The organism is Cedecea davisae (assembly GCF_044095835.1).
Lineage (GTDB): Bacteria > Pseudomonadota > Gammaproteobacteria > Enterobacterales > Enterobacteriaceae > Cedecea > Cedecea davisae.
In genome coordinates, this window is sequence record NZ_CP172054.1 from 2,958,405 (window position 1) to 2,973,630 (window position 15,226).

The window sequence follows — 15,226 nt, forward strand, 5'->3', positions numbered from 1 at the left end:
GAGTGACTATGACACAGCTAATTTCCAATACCTCTGAAATGCATACCGGGCTTGCTGATAAAGCATTAACCGACTACATCAGAAGCGCCGGAGATCGGCATGCCGAGGAGAATGCGGCTATTTCTCAGGCAATAACGGCCATTCTGTCTGCCAATAAGTCTGTTTCTAACAAAGCCATTATCATCTGGCTGGTGGAGGCTCTGGAAACCACCGACGATGTTGTGATGTGCGATGTCTACCGCAACGCCCTGGAAATTGTGGTCGGCCACACCATGGATGATATTTAGAAAGCGTTGGGAAACATTCGTGCCAACCGCATGGCCAACGCCATTTAGCGATCACACAAAGTAAAGGCCGATCATCAACGGCCTTTACTCTTCCTTCTCCACCAACTCTCCCCCGCTGTCACCCTACCAATTCAGGCATTGAAACTGGCCGATAGCACTGTATATATTTACAGAACCCTTGTTTAAAGAATCGAAGACAATGAAAAGAGAACGCTACCAGCTCTCCATTGCAGTGTTTGTGGTGCTACGCCGTGACGACGAAATTTGCCTTATCCGTAGGGCTAACACCGGCTGGATGGATGGCTTTTATAGCCTGCCAGCCGGTGGCCTTGAGTACGGGGAAACGCTTCTTTGCGCGGCGGCCAGAGAAGCAAACGAAGAGACAGGCGTCATCATCAGGCCCGAGCATCTAAAGTCAGGCCATTCAATACATGTCAAAACCGATGACCGCTCCTGGCTGGGCCACTTTTTCCTCTGTTCCGAGTGGCGGGAAGAACCTTATGTGGCAGAGCCTGATAAGCATTCCGAACTGCGTTGGGTAAACATCAGCGCGCTGCCGGACAATACCGTACCCTATGTTAAGCAGGCTCTGAACGCGATTCTTGCCGGAGAGATCTATTCAGAATACGGCTGGTAAGGCTTGCCATGAAGCGGGTAGTTGCGCAGCGTTGCTCTCCCCGTTTGCGTTAAGCAATGCCCGGCCATTTTCTCCTCTGGATTTTCAGACCTGCGGCATTTATCATCTCCAATAGATAAAACATCGAATATTGGACAAAGTGTTCATGCAGAGGGCAGGCAATGACAACCGAAATCAAAGGTGAAAAGGTTCATCAACAGCTGGTTAACCTGCTGGAGGAGAATCAGGCTCGTTATCGGGTGGTCAGCCACGTTGCGGCAGGCAAGTGCGAGGAAGTCTCGGCTATTCGCGGCACCGAACTTGGTCAGGGGGCAAAAGCGCTGGTGTGTAAGGTGAAAGGCAACGGTCTGAAACTGCACGTTCTGGCGATTCTGGCGGCAGATAAACAGGCCGATTTAAGCCTGCTGGCGCAGCATCTTGGCGGGCTGAAGGCCTCGCTGGCAAGCCCTGCAGAAGTGGACGAGCTAACCGGCTGCGTATTTGGCGCTATCCCCCCGTTTAGCTTTCATCCTCAGCTTAAACTGGTGGCAGACCCGTCTATTTTTGAGCGCTACGACGAAATAGCCTTTAACGCCGGGCTGCTGGAAAAATCAGTCGTAATGAATGCGCAGGATTACCTTCGTATTGCCGAACCCGAGCTGGTGGATTTTCACCGCACGGCATAGCTACCAGCGGCGCTCGAGATAAAGTACCGACATCACCAGCGCCGAAGCTATCACCAGGAATACTGCCGTAATACAGAGCGTATCGAAAAACGCAGGATCGTTCATCGCCTTGCCGCCTTTAGCCATTACATCGGTCAATTATTAAACACCAAAAATGACAAAATGATGAATGCTAAGAAATAAAGCGGCGGGTACATTAGCAAATGAATAACGATAAAAATCTTCTTTTGGCTCGTTTTTGCAAGGAAACCTCATGATATTCGACTCAACTTTATTAATACTTCTGGGCCTCGCCGGGCTGGGTTTTGTTAGCCACAACACCACGGTCGCCGTCTCCATTCTCGTGCTTATCATCGTGCGGGTTACGCCGCTCAGTACCTTTTTCCCGTGGATTGAAAAACAGGGCCTGACCGTCGGGATTATTATCCTCACCATCGGCGTGATGGCACCCATTGCCAGCGGCACTCTGCCCGCCAGCAGCCTGCTCCACTCCTTTACTCACTGGAAGTCGCTGGTTGCCATCGTGGTGGGTATCGCCGTTTCGTGGCTGGGCGGGCGCGGCGTAACGCTGATGGGCAACCAGCCAGGCCTGGTTGGCGGCCTGCTGGTAGGCACCGTCATTGGCGTCGCCCTGTTCCGCGGCGTGCCCGTCGGGCCGCTGATTGCCGCGGGCCTGGTTTCCCTTATAGTGGGGAAGCAATAGCTCCGCGGCGCTGCCAGCGACCAATCCGCCAGGCTAGCGCGCTGCACAGCAGGTAATACACCAGCCCGGTAAAGATAAAGATAGCCGCCGGGTATATCTGCACCCGGCTGTTAACCTGCCCGGCAACGGTGGTTAACTCCGGCACGTTGACGATAAACGCCAGCGAAGTATCTTTGATAAGCGAGATAAACAGCCCGGCGAAAGACGGCAATGCGTTACGTAGCGCCTGAGGCAGCAGAACCAGCCTTAAAGACTGCCACGGCGTAAAGCCCCCGGCCACGGCCGCTTCACTCTGCCCCTTCGCCAGCGACTCCAGGGCGGCAAGCGCGGTGTACATTACCGCCGCCGAGGTAAACCACGCCAGCGCCAGCGTGACGGTCAGCGGCCCCGGCAGGTCACGCCCGGTGATTGCAGGCAGCAGGAAATAGAGCCAGAAGATAACGAAGATCAGCGGAATACCGCGGATAAGATCGGCCCAGATAAACAAGACTCTGCGCACCACTCCGCCGTAACGCCAGGCTAAGCAGGCGAACAAAAGCCCGAAAATAAGCGCCAGCACTCCGGCACCGGCCGCCATCAACAACGTTAAGAGCACGCCACCCGGCTCGCCCTGCGCCATTCGCCCCCACAGCAAATAGTCGAGGTTATCCGAAATAACGGTCAGATTAGCTATCATGCTGCACCTCCGCTTTTAAAGCAGCCTGCCCTTCCCGCCTGTGCTTGCCCGGCGCAAAAAGCGTAAACAGTCCGCTCATAACCAGCCCCAACAGCAGGTAAAGTACCGTTCCGACGGCAAAGGCCGCCAGCGCATGCGCGTTGTAGCTTTCGATTCTGCGCACCTGGCTCGTGAGTTCGGCAAAGCCGATGCCGGTTGCCAGGGAAGAGAGCTTCATCAAATTAAGATACTGGCCGACCACAGGCTGCCAGGCGTTGACCACGCCCTGCGGGAGCAGCACGCGGCGGAACAGCTGCCAGCCGGAAAAACCCTGCGAAAGCGCCGCCTCGGTTTGCCCTTTCCCCACGGCCTGTAGCCCGCTGCGGATCTCTTCGACCAGAAATGCGGAGGTAAAAAGCCCCAGCCCCCAGGCCGCGCAGAGGAATTCAGGCGTCAGCCACCAGACGCCTCCCGGCAGCTGAGACCAGTTGTGATCGTCGTTGATAAACCAGCGTAAGCTTTGCGGCAGCGCGTTCCACGCGGCGAAGTACCAGAAAAGAAGCTGCACCAGCAGCGGCGTATTGCGGAAAATAGACACCCAGCCTGCGGCGATAAAACGCCCCCAGCGCCCGCCCGCCAGCCGCAACCCTAGCAACAACAAGGTACAGAGCGTGGCAATTACGCTCCCGGCAAGCGTAACCCAGGCGGTAGTCAGCAAGCCGGAGATAAGCCACTCGCGCGGCGCGCCGGTCAGCACCCCGGCCCAGTCAAAATAGTTGTTCATCACTCATCCCTTGCATCCGCATGCAGCGGGTCGAGAACCTTTTGCAGAAAACGGCGCGCCCGCGGGTGCTGTGGCGAACGGAAGAACTGAGCCGGAGCCGCCTGCTCGAGGATTTCGCCGCCGTCGATAAACACCACCCGGTCGGCAATTTCGCGGGCGAACTGCATCTCATGCGTGACCACAATCATGGTTATGCCGCTGTGAGCAAGATCCTTCATCACCTGAAGCACCTCGCCTATCATCTCCGGGTCCAGCGCCGAAGTTGGCTCATCAAACAGGATGATTTGCGGAGAAGAAGCCAGCGCCCTGGCAATAGCAACGCGCTGCTGCTGCCCGCCGGAAAGCTGCGCCGGGTAGTGATGAGCTTTCTCGGCCAGCCCCACCCGCGCTAACAGCGCCAGCGCCTGCTCACGCGCTTTATCGCGGCTCCAGCCGTGCACATGAGTCAGCGACAGCGTAATGTTTTTTTCGGCGGTTAAATGGGCATAAAGGTTGAACTGCTGGAAGACAAAACCGATCCGGCTACGCAGGCGGCGAAGCGCGGCACCGCTCAGCCGCCGGGTGGGTTTCCCGTCGATATAAATATCGCCATCGCTGAGCGTTTCAAGCTGGTTAATCAGCCTGATGAGCGTGGATTTTCCCGACCCGGAAGGGCCGCAAATCGCCACCACTTCGCCCCGCGTGATGCTGAGATCTATCGCGCGCAGCACGGAATTATCGCCATAGCTTTTACTGGCTTTGCGAAACTCCACGCTGGCGGACTCCAGATGCAAAAAATCCGCAGCCGAAGCTGCGGACAAATGAGGCGGTCTTTTAAACATATTATTTGGCTACAATTTTAAAGCTGCGCGGCTGTGGCGTTTTGCTGTCCGGGCCAAACCAGGCGTTGTAGATTTGCTCTGCCTGGCCGTTCTGTTCCAGCTTCACCAGCTCGTCGTTAACGGCTTTCAGCAAGGCTGGCTCTCCCTTTTTCACTCCGACGCCAATCTCCTCTTTACTCAGCAGGTCCGGCAGAATTTTAAACTTCGCCTTATCCGGCGCTTCGGCCAGCAGCCCGGCAAGAATAGTGCTGTCCTGCGTTATCGCCTGCACGTTGCCGTTACGCAGAGCGGTAAAGGCGAGCGGGATATCGTCATAAGAAAGCACTCGAATTGACGGGAAACGTTGCTGAAGCGCCTGTTCTCCTGTGGTGCCTTTTACCGCACCCACACGCCCTTTGGCGTAATCATCAAGCTTGTCCGGCCCGGAAACCGGAACCAGGAATTGCTGCCCGGTCACGAAGTACGGCGTGGAGAAATCGATTACCTGAGCACGCTCGGGCGTGATGGTGATATCCGCGACGATCAAATCCACTTTGCCGGACTGCAACAGCGGAATACGGTTTGCCGGGTTAGTGGCCACCAGTTCCAGCTTTACGCCCAGCGTTTTTGCCAGCGCTTTAGCAAAATCAACGTCATAACCCACGATATCGTGCGTTTTGGCATCTATGGAGCCAAACGGAGGGTTAGCGTCAAATGTCGCCACTTTGATTACCCCAGCCTTGTGGATATCCGCCAGCTGGTCTGCGTGGACCGCGGCGGAGGTCAGGCCGGACAGGGCCAGAACCAGAGAGGCAAGAGCGGTTTTGCCGCGCGCTGTGTTGTGTGCAGTTTTTTTAGATAAAGACTTTACCTGTGCCATTGATTTCCCTTGTTATCCCGTCTGTGAGCGAGCTATGCCTTTACGCTCGCATAAGCTTTCTCCCCTCGCCAATACTTAATCCTGCATTACATATGCAAAAATTGTATTAGTTAAAGCAGGGTTAACGCATTCGCTTATAGATTTAACAAATAGTTTTTCTAAGTGATTATTTTAAAAATAAAAAATCGGCCTTTTTTAGCCTAAATTTGTGATTAACCCTGTGGTTTTGGCATCAGGCGGCAAAGTTTCCCCTCTTCCTCGCCGATAACTTTTCAAAATAACAGGAGAGGCAAAATGAAATCACTGGCTCGCAATTTGTTGTTGTTAATTTGCTGTTCGATTTTGATGTCTGCTCTGGTTACCGCTATTTCTCTGTACGGCAGTCACCGGAGTGCGCAAAGTACCGAAAGCGGCCTGCTGGCCAAGGATTTAATGTCGGACATTAAGCCCGCGCCTATCTATCTTATTGAGCTGCGGCTGGTGCTGTCCCGCGTGGTAGAAGGCACGCTGAACGTTGACCAGGCCGATGCGGAAATCAAACGCCTGAGCAGCCAGTGGCACCAGCGTGTGGACTACTGGAAAACCACTCTCCCCCCGGAATTACAGGACAACTTGCTCGGCGAGCAGTACAAGGCCGGAGTGGCGATGATCAAAGACGCCAACGAGCTGGTGGAGCTGATTCGCTCTGGCGCACCAACGCCGCTGTTTGAAAAACTCAAAGCCGCAGATAAAGATTTTTTTGCCCATCAAAAAGGGATCGAGTCGCTTGTTAAGGCCTCCGACCAATATGCCGATAACGCGGTTGAAAACGCCAGGGACAGCAACGACATCTCAACCCGCTGGCAGCTGATTGGCTCCGGTGCCGCCGTGCTGCTGCTGCTGGTTGTTGGCTGGTGGGTACACCGCACGATTTTCCGCTCTCTGGGCGGGGAACCGAGCGAAGTGGCCGAAATCGCAAACGCCGTGGCCTGCGGTGACCTGACCCGCGAGGTTAAGGTGCGCAACGGGGACCGAAACAGCGTGATGGCGGCGATGGAAACCATGTGCCAGCAGCTGACGATGGTTATTCATCTGGTTCACGAAAGCAGCAATCAAATTTCCACCAGCTCCAGCGAAATCGCCAGCGGCAATATTGACCTTGCCTCTCGCACCGAAGAACAGGCCAGCGCGCTCGAGCAAACTGCTTCTTCTATGGAAGAGATGACCGCCACGGTCAAACAGAACGCAGAAAACGCCCAAAGCGCCAGCCAGCTTGCCAGCACCGCCTCACGCAGTGCGGAACAGGGCGGCGCGGTGGTGGCTCAGGTGGTCCAAACCATGGATGATATTTCCACCTCCGCCAACAAGATCACCGATATCATTGGCGTTATCGACAGCATTGCCTTCCAGACCAACATTCTGGCGCTGAATGCTGCTGTAGAGGCGGCAAGAGCGGGTGACCAGGGGCGTGGTTTCGCCGTGGTAGCCGGTGAAGTTCGCAGCCTGGCCCAGCGCAGCGCCAGTGCGGCAAAAGAAATTAAAGGGCTGATTGAAGATTCGGTACATCAGGTTTCTAACGGCAGCAGGCTGGTAAACGAGGCGGGTAAAACCATTAATACGGTGGTGCAGGACGTTAAGCGCGTTGCCGCCCTGATGGTGGAAATTACCCACGCCAGCGATGAGCAAAGCAGCGGTATCGAGCAGGTCAGCACCGCCATCAGCCAGATGGACGTCACCACCCAGCAGAACGCGGCAATGGTGAACCAGGCCTCTGCCGCCGCCGAATCTCTGCTGGCGCAAACCTACGAGCTGAACACCGCCGTTTCCCAGTTTAAGCTCGCTAGTCTGTAAAATCGTCCCCGGCCAGGGTGCTTAAATAACGCCCTGGCGTGGTCCCAAGCGCCTTTTTGAACATAGTGATAAACGCGGTTGTGGAGTCGTAGCCCAGCGACTCCGCCGCGTTTTGCACCGTCTGGCCGCTAATCAGCAGCCGCAGGGCAATGATCAGCTGCATCTGCTGCCGCCAGCGCAGAAAACTCAACCCCGTTTCCTTCACCACCAGCCGCGAGAGGTTACGCTCGCTCATCGCCATCTCGCCCGCCCACTGTGCCAGAGTGCGCCTCTGTTGCAGGTTTTTTGCCATTTCATCCGCCATCGCGCGGATTTTGGGGTGAGAAGAGATAGGCAACTGCAATTGCTCTACCGGCTGATTGGGCAGTTCGTCGAACAGCACCTGCACCAGCCGCTGAGTAGCCGCGCAGCCGAGGTGTTCATGCGGCACGTTAGACAGGCGCAGGATAATTTCACGTACCAGCGGCGAAATCTTAAGGGCGCAGCATTGATCGGGCATCGCGACCGCACCCGGTTCAATAAACAGAAAACAGAGGCGCGCATCGGCGGTGACTTTATTGCTGTGCGGCATTTGCCCCGGCACCCAAACCGCATACTGCGGCGGCACCATCCACATTGAGTTGGTGACTTCGCTGGTGATGCCTCCGTGCAGCGCCAGAATCAATTGCCCTTTACGGTGGGTATGAATTGGCTTTTCGTTGTAGCTTTGCGCCGCGCGGATCCTGAACGCCAGCGCGGGCGTTATAATGCTATCCGGGTCAAAGCCCTCAAGATCTAAATCGCGTTCCATAACTTGTCCGAATTTAGCGATAATCTGTCATTCTAGCTTGATTCGTAAAAGGGCAGAAGCGTGTATCTTTGCCCTCCCGTACTTTTGGATACTCTCTCATGACCTCGATAACTTCAGCGAGCAAGAAGAGCCGCTTTGTGCTTCTGCTCGGTATTCTGATGATTGCCACCACTTTGCGCGTCACCTTTACCGGAGCCGCACCGCTGCTGGATATGGTGCGCGACGCGCTGGCGCTCTCCACCGCGCAAATCGGTATTCTGACCACCCTGCCGCTGCTGGCCTTTGCCGTGGTGTCGCCGCTCGCCGCCGGGATCGCCCGCCGCTTTGGCACCGAACGCAGCCTGTTCGGGGCATTGGTTATTATTTGTGCCGGCATCGCCCTGCGCTCGGCGGGCCACGCCGCGTTTCTTTACTTCGGCACGGCGATTATCGGCTGCGGCATTGCGATGGGTAACGTCCTGCTGCCGAGCTTGCTGAAGCGCGATTTCCCCGGACAGGTAGCAAAACTTACCGGTGCTTATTCCCTGACGATGGGCGTTGCCGCCGCGCTTGGCTCCGTGATGGTGGTCCCGATTGCCCTGCACGGTTTTGGCTGGTCGGGCGCGATGTTGTCATTGATGATCTTCCCGCTGATTGCCCTGATTGTCTGGCTGCCGCAGCTGGGCAGCCACACGGTAATGAACCTCTCCGGCAACCCGGCGATGCAAAGCAGAGGCATCTGGTCTTCACCGCTGGCCTGGCAGGTTACGCTGTATCTCGGCATTAACTCACTGATTTATTATGTGATAATCGGCTGGCTGCCGTCGATTCTTATCAGCCACGGCTATAACGAGGCAGAAGCCGGGTCGATTCACGGTATTTTGCAGCTCGCCACCGCTATTCCCGGCCTGTTTGTCGGCCTGATCCTCAGCCGGCTGAAAGATCAGCGCGGTATCGCGGCCCTGATGGCCGTTCTGTGGTGTATGGCGACGCTGGGGCTGTGGCTGATGCCTGACTTCTCAATATTCTGGGTGTCGCTCGGCGGATTTGGTTCCGGCGCGGCGATGATCCTCGGCCTCTCGTTTATCGGGATGCGTACCGGCTCCGCTCACCAGGCCGCGGCGCTCTCCGGCATGGCGCAGTGCGTGGGCTACCTGCTTGCCGCCTTCGGGCCGCCGGTAATGGGTAAAGTCCACGATATTTCGGGAAGCTGGGCTTTACCCCTGCTGGGATGCGCGCTACTTTCGGTGGTAATGGCGGTATTTGGCGCTTATGCTGGCCGCCAGAAAGAGATAGGTGCAGCGGAGAAAACCGCCGCCTGATAGCCTGGCGATGAACAAGGAGGATCGAATGAACCCTAAAAACACCACGGCAGCGCCGCAGAATATTTTTGATGACCCGGTATTTTTTGAAAACTACCGCCAGCTACGCGAGAACGACTCCGGTCTTAACGGGCTGCTGGAAATTCCCGAACTGTATTCTCTGCTGCCCGCGCTGGATGGGCTAACGATCCTCGATCTGGGCTGCGGGTTTGGCGATTTCGCACGCTTTGCCCGCAGCCACGGCGCGGCCAGCGTTACCGGGTTTGATATCTCGGAGAAGATGCTGGCCCAGGCCCGCGCCGCCACGCAGGATGAGCATATTAGTTACCATAATTTGCCGATAGAACAATTTCCGGCGCAGTCCGGCCCGTGGGACTTAGCCATCTCGTCGCTGGCGCTACATTACATCGAAGACTTTGCCGCGCTGAGCAACAGAGTCTTCGCTGCCCTCAAGCCAGGCGGGGAATTCATCTTCTCCGTTGAACACCCTATGTGTACCGCCTTCCCGGTGGGCTGGCAGCCTTACGAAGAGGAAACCATCTGGCCGGTAAACCATTACCACCAGCAGGGGCTGCGCCACACCAAATGGTTTGTTGAGGATGTGCAAAAGTACCACCGCACCACGGAAACTTATGTCAATACGCTGCTGGACAGCGGCTTTGCGCTCACCCGAATGCTGGAAACTAAGCCCACACCCGAGGCTCTGGCTCTGCGCCCCGCCCTTGCTAAAGAATTGCGCCGCCCGGCATTTTTGATTCTCCAGGCGACAAAAAAAGAGATGATGGCAATATAAACCGCTTGCATATATCGATTGTGAGCTAAATTGAAAAAAGAAGCAGCTCTGATATTAAGGGCTGCTTCCTGAACTTCAAATATAATCAATTTATATAGGGCGCCAGAGCTGAAATCAGCAAGCCGGTAGCAAAAACCATGAATACGCAACCACCGATCTTGTTCAGCCAGGAAAACATATTCCCATTAGCCAGTTTTTTCTTGACTGTGCTTGCAGATACCGCATAAAGAAAATGAATAAGGACAACTAATATGCAAAAGATTGCTGAAAGCAGACAGAATTGCCAAATAAAAGATTTTTCATAATTAATAAATTGAGGGAATAAAGCCATGAAAAAAACGATAGGTTTTGGGTTGAAAATTGAGACAAAAAAACCCTGACGAAACCGCGATGAATTTGAAGGCAGCAAACTATACCTGGCGCTATCGCTCATTTTCTTTGGCGTGGTCCGAAATAGCTTTACCCCTAACCAGGCAAGATAGGCAGCACCAACGACTTTAACTATTATCAGTGCAAACTGAGAGGTCGTAATAATTATCCCCAAACTGCTGGCAGCAACGACAGAAATTACGCCCATACCGGCTGATACTCCGATAATACCGGCTAACGCACTCCTCAGGCTGTAATTTAGCGTATTCGTCAAAGTGAGCAGCACTCCCGGCCCCGGGCTTGCAATTGTAAGGCTTGCAATTAAGACGTACAGGTAAATCTGAGACATGATGACACCCTGTTCAATGGGGGGAAACGGGCCCCCCGTTAGTTTTAAACTAAAGTGAGAGGTCTCTGTAGTCCTGCCCGGCAAACAATGGGCTATCCACCAGACGTTCGCCTTCATGTTTTGCGACTTCTAAATGAAACTTTGTAGGGCCGGCGTATTTAAAGTAGCTTCGCGGAATTTCAAGACTGTTTGCACGTTTTGCGTCATATGTGCTTTCAGAGCAGAAGAAACGCATCACAAATGCGGCGCGCACATCTAACTCCCCCTCTTCAAGCATAATGCTGCGATGAATCACATACTTGTCGAAGATAAGTGCATCACCGGGTTCAAATTCATCCTCAACGCCAAAATGGTTCAGAATAGACATTTGTGCATTGTCGTTCAGCGGTCCATCTCGCCATTGCACAAAATCCTCCAGAGTTGGCTTCTCATTAGCATCGATTTTATCTTTCAGCATCTGGAATACTGCGGGGTCAATATGGCTGTAAAGGTATTCACCATTTACGCGATTTTTGGGAACGTAAGCCATACCTCCACGTTGACCTTTAGGGTTGATATTGACCAGTGGTGCCCAGATGGTGCATCCAAAATCCTCAGCATGCTGGTGGCCAAAGCTCTGCGTTCCGATGTGCCATGGAAACCCTTTGTTTTTAAGTTTTTCAAGCTCAAATGACAGCGCCTGTGCATAAAACATATTTCTGCCCGTCAGATCTTTCATGGCTTTTTTAAAAGCCGGGCTTTTCAACAAGCCGATTACCACCTCATCACCCTCGTACATATCAAATGCCAGGCGGCTAAATCCAGTCTGATATTTATCAGTGGGTTTATCAATATACTTGCCAATTGTTGATTTTATATAGCTTACAAACTCCGGAGCATAGAAGCCCTTAAGTAAAAGGAATCCTTTTTCCCGGAAGTCTGAGATTTGTTCTTGTGTCAGGCTGAATTGTTGATTAATCATTTACTGCTCCATTGTAAAAGCCCGTCAGGGCAAGACCAACCTTAGTGGTTGAGACTGATACCGATCCCTTTGTTTATTAATCTACAAAATCGAGCATGACATAATAGTCGTTATATCTTCATCTAAAACTGAAGTTCATAAAGCCACTATATTTCACATTTAATTTACTTTAGTCGCAATTGATTTATTTGCAATTAATTTACCCAGGCAACTCCATTTATCAATTAAATTATAAAAATCATAGAGTAAGCTTCAGTTATAGATTGCTTCAGGAATTTATAAACTTGCAAAATAAGCTCATTCCAGAATGCGATACATCAATATCGGATCGAACCCACATCATTAATGTTACCCGCACAGTTGCAGCACAAAAATGCGGGCTTTTATCCGTTATCTCTCGGCGGCAGCCAGCCAGGCCTCAACCAGCGGCGAAGGCTTGCCTTTCAGGGCGTTACGCTCATGCTGGAATAGCGTTGCCACAAAGAAAGGATGACCCTCAAGTTCTACCGCGCGGATCTCACGCTGCTTATCCCATCCCGTTGCTTTAAGAGGCTCGCAGGCAAGCGCGGTGGCAAACAGATCGGCTACGCCGTAGTTGCAGTGGTAGCCCTCTTCAATCTCCGTTTTACCGTAAGCCCTGCCGACGATGGATCCCGCTTTCAGCTCAATCACATCAGACACTTCCACCAGCGAGCAGCTCAGGCGGCCAATCACCAGGCGGCCTTCACTGGTGGTTTCCGCATGCCCTGCATCCTGCCAACCGAGGACGTTGCGCGCATATTCAACCACCGCGTATTGAAAACCCGCGCAGGTGCCAAGGAACGGAATATTGTTTTCGCGGGCAAAGCGAATGGCCAGGTAAGCCGCATCTTCATTCAGATAGGGGCTGGACGGAACGCACCAGATGGCGTCGTAACCGACAAGATCCTCATTGCTGATGACTTCAGGCGAAGGTAGCCAGTCATAGTCGGCGTTGACGCCAAGCACGGCGGCCGCGTTATCTAATGCCAGAGGAATAGCCTGATGAGCGATAACCGCAGGGTTATAATCACCGATAAGCGCAATGCGTAAAGTGGACTTCAGCTGTGTACCTGACATGCTTGTGTTGGCCTTATGTTTGAGGGAAGAGAACAACATAAGGAACGATAGATTAGGCGTTTTGCCCGGAGCTGACAACAGCAAAAATTAGCAGGCTGCCCCCTCTTCCCAGGCCTGCTGGCAATGTAGTACCGTGACAGGTTCACTTCGCAGATAAAATTTCCATGAAAGCAAAAATACTGGTCAGCGCCTGTCTGATGGGGTTCAAAGTTCGCTACAACGGCAGCGAAAAATCGCAAATCGGAGCCGCACTTGAACGGCTACAGCAGGATGAACGCCTGGTGGTTCACTGCCCGGAGCTTGCCGCCGGTTTATCTACCCCGCGCCTGCCCGCAGAGCTGCTGGGCGGCGATGGCGAAGCGGCATTTCTCGGCAAAGCCACAATTGTTGAAAGCGACGGAACCGACGTCACCCAGCCCTATCTGCTGGCCGCCTGGCTGGCTCTGCAAACCGCCCGCGAAAATAACTGCCGCTTTGCTATCCTTACCGACGGCAGCCCAACCTGCGGCAGCCAAAAGATCTACAACGGGCAATTTGAAGGCGCGACAATTCCGGGACAGGGCGTCGCCTCGGCGCTATTGCGCCAGCACGGAATTGAGGTATTTGCCGACCACCAAATCCCGCAGTTGCTGGAACGACTGGAAGAGGTTGATAAGGAGAGAGCATGATCCGCTGCAAACGTGTTTATGAAGCCCCCGCCCCGGAAGATGGTTACCGGGTGCTGGTAGACCGGTTATGGCCGCGTGGAGTTAAAAAAACGGATTTGCACTACGATGAATGGCCGAAGGATCTGACGCCGTCCAGCACACTGCGCAAAGAATTTCACAGCGAGGCCATCGACTTCACCGAATTCAGCCGCTGCTATAAAAAAGAGCTGGAACAGAATCTCAGCGCGGCAAAAGCGCTGGCAAAACACGGAAAGGAAGGAACGTTAACATTGCTGTATGGCGCAAAAAATGCCGACCAAAACCATGCTCTGGTGCTGGCCGATTTTCTGCGCCACTACGTGGATTAATGGCTGAGATGCAGCTCGTCGGTTTCCAGGGAAAAATCTTTATCCAGCGGCATCAGGTGCTCGGCTCGCACAAACGCGTAACCCTGGCGGCCATCAAATGCGATAACTTCGCCGGTGACCAGCCATAGCGGGTAATTCGCCTCCGGCGGCAGCTGCGTTACCACGCCGGTAACCGGATTAACAAAGCGCTCGCCCGGCTGGCACAGGCCAAACAGTTCCACCGCTTTACCAATATTCACCCGCCCTGCTGCGGTGCGGGCGCCAATGACCATCGCCAGGGTGCCCGGTTTTAATTGAAACATCGACTTCTTCCTCACATTTTTCGCCGCGAGATCAGAACATTCCTGGAATAAAAAGTAAACGGTACAGCGGCCAATTAGTGAGATTTTTCTTAGGTTATTTTGCCAGCCGCTCCGCCAGGGCAGTTAAAAAGATCCTCAGCGCCGCCGGAAGATAGCTGCGGCTGCGGTAGATACCGTAAATGCCCATCGTTCTGGGCGGGCAATCCTCCAGCACTTTCACCAGTTCGCCGCTATCAAGCCGCTGCTGCGCATCCTGCACCGGCAGCATGGCTATCCCCACGCCCTCCGCCACCGCGTCCATCAACACTACCGAGTCGTTGGCGCTAAAGTTGCCGCTCACCTCTACGCTAAGCGGCTCGCCCTGTTCGTCCACCATTTGCCAGATGTTGCGCAGAAAATAGCTGTATTGCAGGCAATTATGGTGCGCGAGATCGGCTGGCGAACGCGGCATGCCCTTGCTTTCTATATAGGCGGGCGAGGCGCACAGCACCGAATCACACTCCCCGAGGCGGCGGGCTATAATATTCGGGTCGAGGTCGTTAGTGATGCGGATAGCGAGATCGATGCGCTCTTCTATCATGTTTACCGCCTGGCTGCTGACGTGCAGCTCAACGCGGACATCCGGGTAGTTGCGCAAAAAGTCAGACAAGAAAGGCACGATGTAATAGCGGGCGCCAAACTGCGAGCAGGCTACGCGCAAGGTGCCAGAGGGCAAATCCTGCTGTTTCTGGCCGGTTATCCCCTCGGCAACTTCATTTAAACTGCGGGCCTGGCTGAGCACCCGCTCGCCCGCAGGCGTTAAGGTTAACTTGCGCGAGGAGCGATGCAGCAGCCGCTCCCCCGCCCAGCGCTCCATGTGTTCAAGATAGCGGCTTACCATCGGGCGGGACATATCCAGCGCTCGCGCCGCGGCGCTCAGGCTGCCGAGTTCACAAATCCTGGTGTACACCTTTGCCGCCACTATTCTGTCCATTTCTCACCCTATCTGCTCGATTTATGAAATTCAT

The 15,226-nt window shown here is 54.1% G+C and carries 20 protein-coding genes; 9 read left to right on the forward strand and 11 right to left on the reverse strand.

Annotated features, from left to right (window positions below):
- Positions 1 to 20: 20 nt before the first annotated feature.
- From ACG1VR_RS14145 to ACG1VR_RS14155, 3 genes are all read left to right on the forward strand, one after another.
- Complete coding sequence (locus ACG1VR_RS14145; protein ID WP_392397297.1) at positions 21 to 287, forward strand: biofilm development regulator YmgB/AriR family protein; 267 nt, start codon at positions 21 to 23, stop codon at positions 285 to 287.
- Between the two features lie 199 nt (positions 288 to 486).
- Positions 487 to 924 (forward strand): NUDIX domain-containing protein, encoded by a 438-nt coding sequence (locus ACG1VR_RS14150; protein ID WP_395489120.1) that lies wholly within the window; start codon positions 487 to 489, stop codon positions 922 to 924.
- 161 nt (positions 925 to 1,085) lie between these two features.
- The gene (locus tag ACG1VR_RS14155) at positions 1,086 to 1,589 is read left to right on the forward strand and encodes a YbaK/prolyl-tRNA synthetase associated domain-containing protein (RefSeq protein WP_172570244.1); all 504 of its coding nucleotides are present in this window, start codon (positions 1,086 to 1,088) and stop codon (positions 1,587 to 1,589) included.
- Here the strand turns inward: ACG1VR_RS14155 and yoaI are convergent, their stop codons facing one another.
- Positions 1,590 to 1,727: a small membrane protein YoaI gene (gene yoaI / locus ACG1VR_RS14160; protein ID WP_172570245.1), complete on the reverse strand. Its 138-nt coding sequence runs from the start codon at positions 1,725 to 1,727 to the stop codon at positions 1,590 to 1,592.
- Between the two features lie 118 nt (positions 1,728 to 1,845).
- Here yoaI and ACG1VR_RS14165 point away from each other — a divergent pair, with 118 nt between their 5' ends.
- The gene (locus tag ACG1VR_RS14165; protein ID WP_039899230.1) at positions 1,846 to 2,292 is read left to right on the forward strand and encodes a DUF441 domain-containing protein; all 447 of its coding nucleotides are present in this window, start codon (positions 1,846 to 1,848) and stop codon (positions 2,290 to 2,292) included.
- On the opposite strand, the gene ACG1VR_RS14170 is transcribed toward ACG1VR_RS14165, so the two are convergent.
- The 4 genes from ACG1VR_RS14170 to ACG1VR_RS14185 are packed head-to-tail and all read right to left on the reverse strand — an operon-like array spanning position 2,273 to position 5,411.
- Complete coding sequence (locus ACG1VR_RS14170; protein WP_016535945.1) at positions 2,273 to 2,968, reverse strand: amino acid ABC transporter permease; 696 nt, start codon at positions 2,966 to 2,968, stop codon at positions 2,273 to 2,275. The genes ACG1VR_RS14165 and ACG1VR_RS14170 overlap by 20 nt on opposite strands.
- The gene (locus ACG1VR_RS14175) at positions 2,958 to 3,731 is read right to left on the reverse strand and encodes an amino acid ABC transporter permease (protein ID WP_395489121.1); all 774 of its coding nucleotides are present in this window, start codon (positions 3,729 to 3,731) and stop codon (positions 2,958 to 2,960) included. The genes ACG1VR_RS14170 and ACG1VR_RS14175 overlap by 11 nt, the downstream gene beginning before the upstream one ends.
- The gene (locus tag ACG1VR_RS14180; RefSeq protein WP_395489122.1) at positions 3,731 to 4,552 is read right to left on the reverse strand and encodes an amino acid ABC transporter ATP-binding protein; all 822 of its coding nucleotides are present in this window, start codon (positions 4,550 to 4,552) and stop codon (positions 3,731 to 3,733) included. Before ACG1VR_RS14180 ends, ACG1VR_RS14175 begins: the two co-directional genes overlap by 1 nt.
- Position 4,553: 1 nt before the next feature.
- On the reverse strand, positions 4,554 to 5,411 hold the full coding sequence (locus tag ACG1VR_RS14185) for an ABC transporter substrate-binding protein (RefSeq protein WP_016535942.1): 858 nt from the start codon (positions 5,409 to 5,411) through the stop codon (positions 4,554 to 4,556).
- 294 nt (positions 5,412 to 5,705) lie between these two features.
- Between ACG1VR_RS14185 and ACG1VR_RS14190 the strand changes: the two genes are divergently transcribed.
- Positions 5,706 to 7,241, forward strand: a complete 1,536-nt coding sequence (locus ACG1VR_RS14190) for a methyl-accepting chemotaxis protein (protein WP_395489123.1) — start codon at positions 5,706 to 5,708, stop codon at positions 7,239 to 7,241.
- Here ACG1VR_RS14190 and ACG1VR_RS14195 read toward each other — a convergent pair.
- Positions 7,231 to 8,031: a helix-turn-helix domain-containing protein gene (locus ACG1VR_RS14195; protein WP_016535940.1), complete on the reverse strand. Its 801-nt coding sequence runs from the start codon at positions 8,029 to 8,031 to the stop codon at positions 7,231 to 7,233. The genes ACG1VR_RS14190 and ACG1VR_RS14195 overlap by 11 nt on opposite strands.
- Positions 8,032 to 8,129: 98 nt before the next feature.
- On the opposite strand from ACG1VR_RS14195, the gene ACG1VR_RS14200 reads away from it, so the two are divergent.
- Both ACG1VR_RS14200 and ACG1VR_RS14205 read left to right on the forward strand, forming a co-directional pair.
- Positions 8,130 to 9,332 carry a CynX/NimT family MFS transporter gene (locus tag ACG1VR_RS14200; protein WP_395489124.1) on the forward strand — a complete coding sequence of 401 codons (1,203 nt, stop codon included), beginning with the start codon at positions 8,130 to 8,132 and terminating at the stop codon, positions 9,330 to 9,332.
- A 28-nt stretch (positions 9,333 to 9,360) separates the two neighbouring features.
- Complete coding sequence (locus ACG1VR_RS14205) at positions 9,361 to 10,125, forward strand: class I SAM-dependent methyltransferase (RefSeq protein ID WP_395489125.1); 765 nt, start codon at positions 9,361 to 9,363, stop codon at positions 10,123 to 10,125.
- A gap of 85 nt (positions 10,126 to 10,210) precedes the next feature.
- On the opposite strand, the gene ACG1VR_RS14210 is transcribed toward ACG1VR_RS14205, so the two are convergent.
- The 3 genes from ACG1VR_RS14210 to ACG1VR_RS14220 form a co-directional block, all read right to left on the reverse strand.
- On the reverse strand, positions 10,211 to 10,843 hold the full coding sequence (locus ACG1VR_RS14210) for a LysE family translocator (protein ID WP_395489126.1): 633 nt from the start codon (positions 10,841 to 10,843) through the stop codon (positions 10,211 to 10,213).
- Between the two features lie 49 nt (positions 10,844 to 10,892).
- Positions 10,893 to 11,804: a phytanoyl-CoA dioxygenase family protein gene (locus ACG1VR_RS14215; protein WP_395489127.1), complete on the reverse strand. Its 912-nt coding sequence runs from the start codon at positions 11,802 to 11,804 to the stop codon at positions 10,893 to 10,895.
- 390 nt (positions 11,805 to 12,194) lie between these two features.
- Positions 12,195 to 12,902 (reverse strand): CTP synthase, encoded by a 708-nt coding sequence (locus ACG1VR_RS14220; protein WP_395489128.1) that lies wholly within the window; start codon positions 12,900 to 12,902, stop codon positions 12,195 to 12,197.
- 164 nt (positions 12,903 to 13,066) lie between these two features.
- On the opposite strand from ACG1VR_RS14220, the gene ACG1VR_RS14225 reads away from it, so the two are divergent.
- Both ACG1VR_RS14225 and ACG1VR_RS14230 read left to right on the forward strand, forming a co-directional pair.
- On the forward strand, positions 13,067 to 13,570 hold the full coding sequence (locus ACG1VR_RS14225) for a DUF523 domain-containing protein (protein WP_395489129.1): 504 nt from the start codon (positions 13,067 to 13,069) through the stop codon (positions 13,568 to 13,570).
- A complete protein-coding gene (locus tag ACG1VR_RS14230; RefSeq protein ID WP_395489130.1) occupies positions 13,567 to 13,917 on the forward strand; it encodes a DUF488 domain-containing protein in 351 nt (116 codons plus the stop codon). The genes ACG1VR_RS14225 and ACG1VR_RS14230 overlap by 4 nt, the downstream gene beginning before the upstream one ends.
- Here ACG1VR_RS14230 and ACG1VR_RS14235 read toward each other — a convergent pair.
- The gene (locus tag ACG1VR_RS14235; protein ID WP_016535932.1) at positions 13,914 to 14,219 is read right to left on the reverse strand and encodes a hypothetical protein; all 306 of its coding nucleotides are present in this window, start codon (positions 14,217 to 14,219) and stop codon (positions 13,914 to 13,916) included. The two genes, ACG1VR_RS14230 and ACG1VR_RS14235, sit on opposite strands and share 4 nt — an antisense overlap.
- A 94-nt stretch (positions 14,220 to 14,313) precedes the next feature.
- Complete coding sequence (locus tag ACG1VR_RS14240) at positions 14,314 to 15,192, reverse strand: LysR family transcriptional regulator (RefSeq protein WP_172570254.1); 879 nt, start codon at positions 15,190 to 15,192, stop codon at positions 14,314 to 14,316.
- Positions 15,193 to 15,226: the final 34 nt, after the last annotated feature.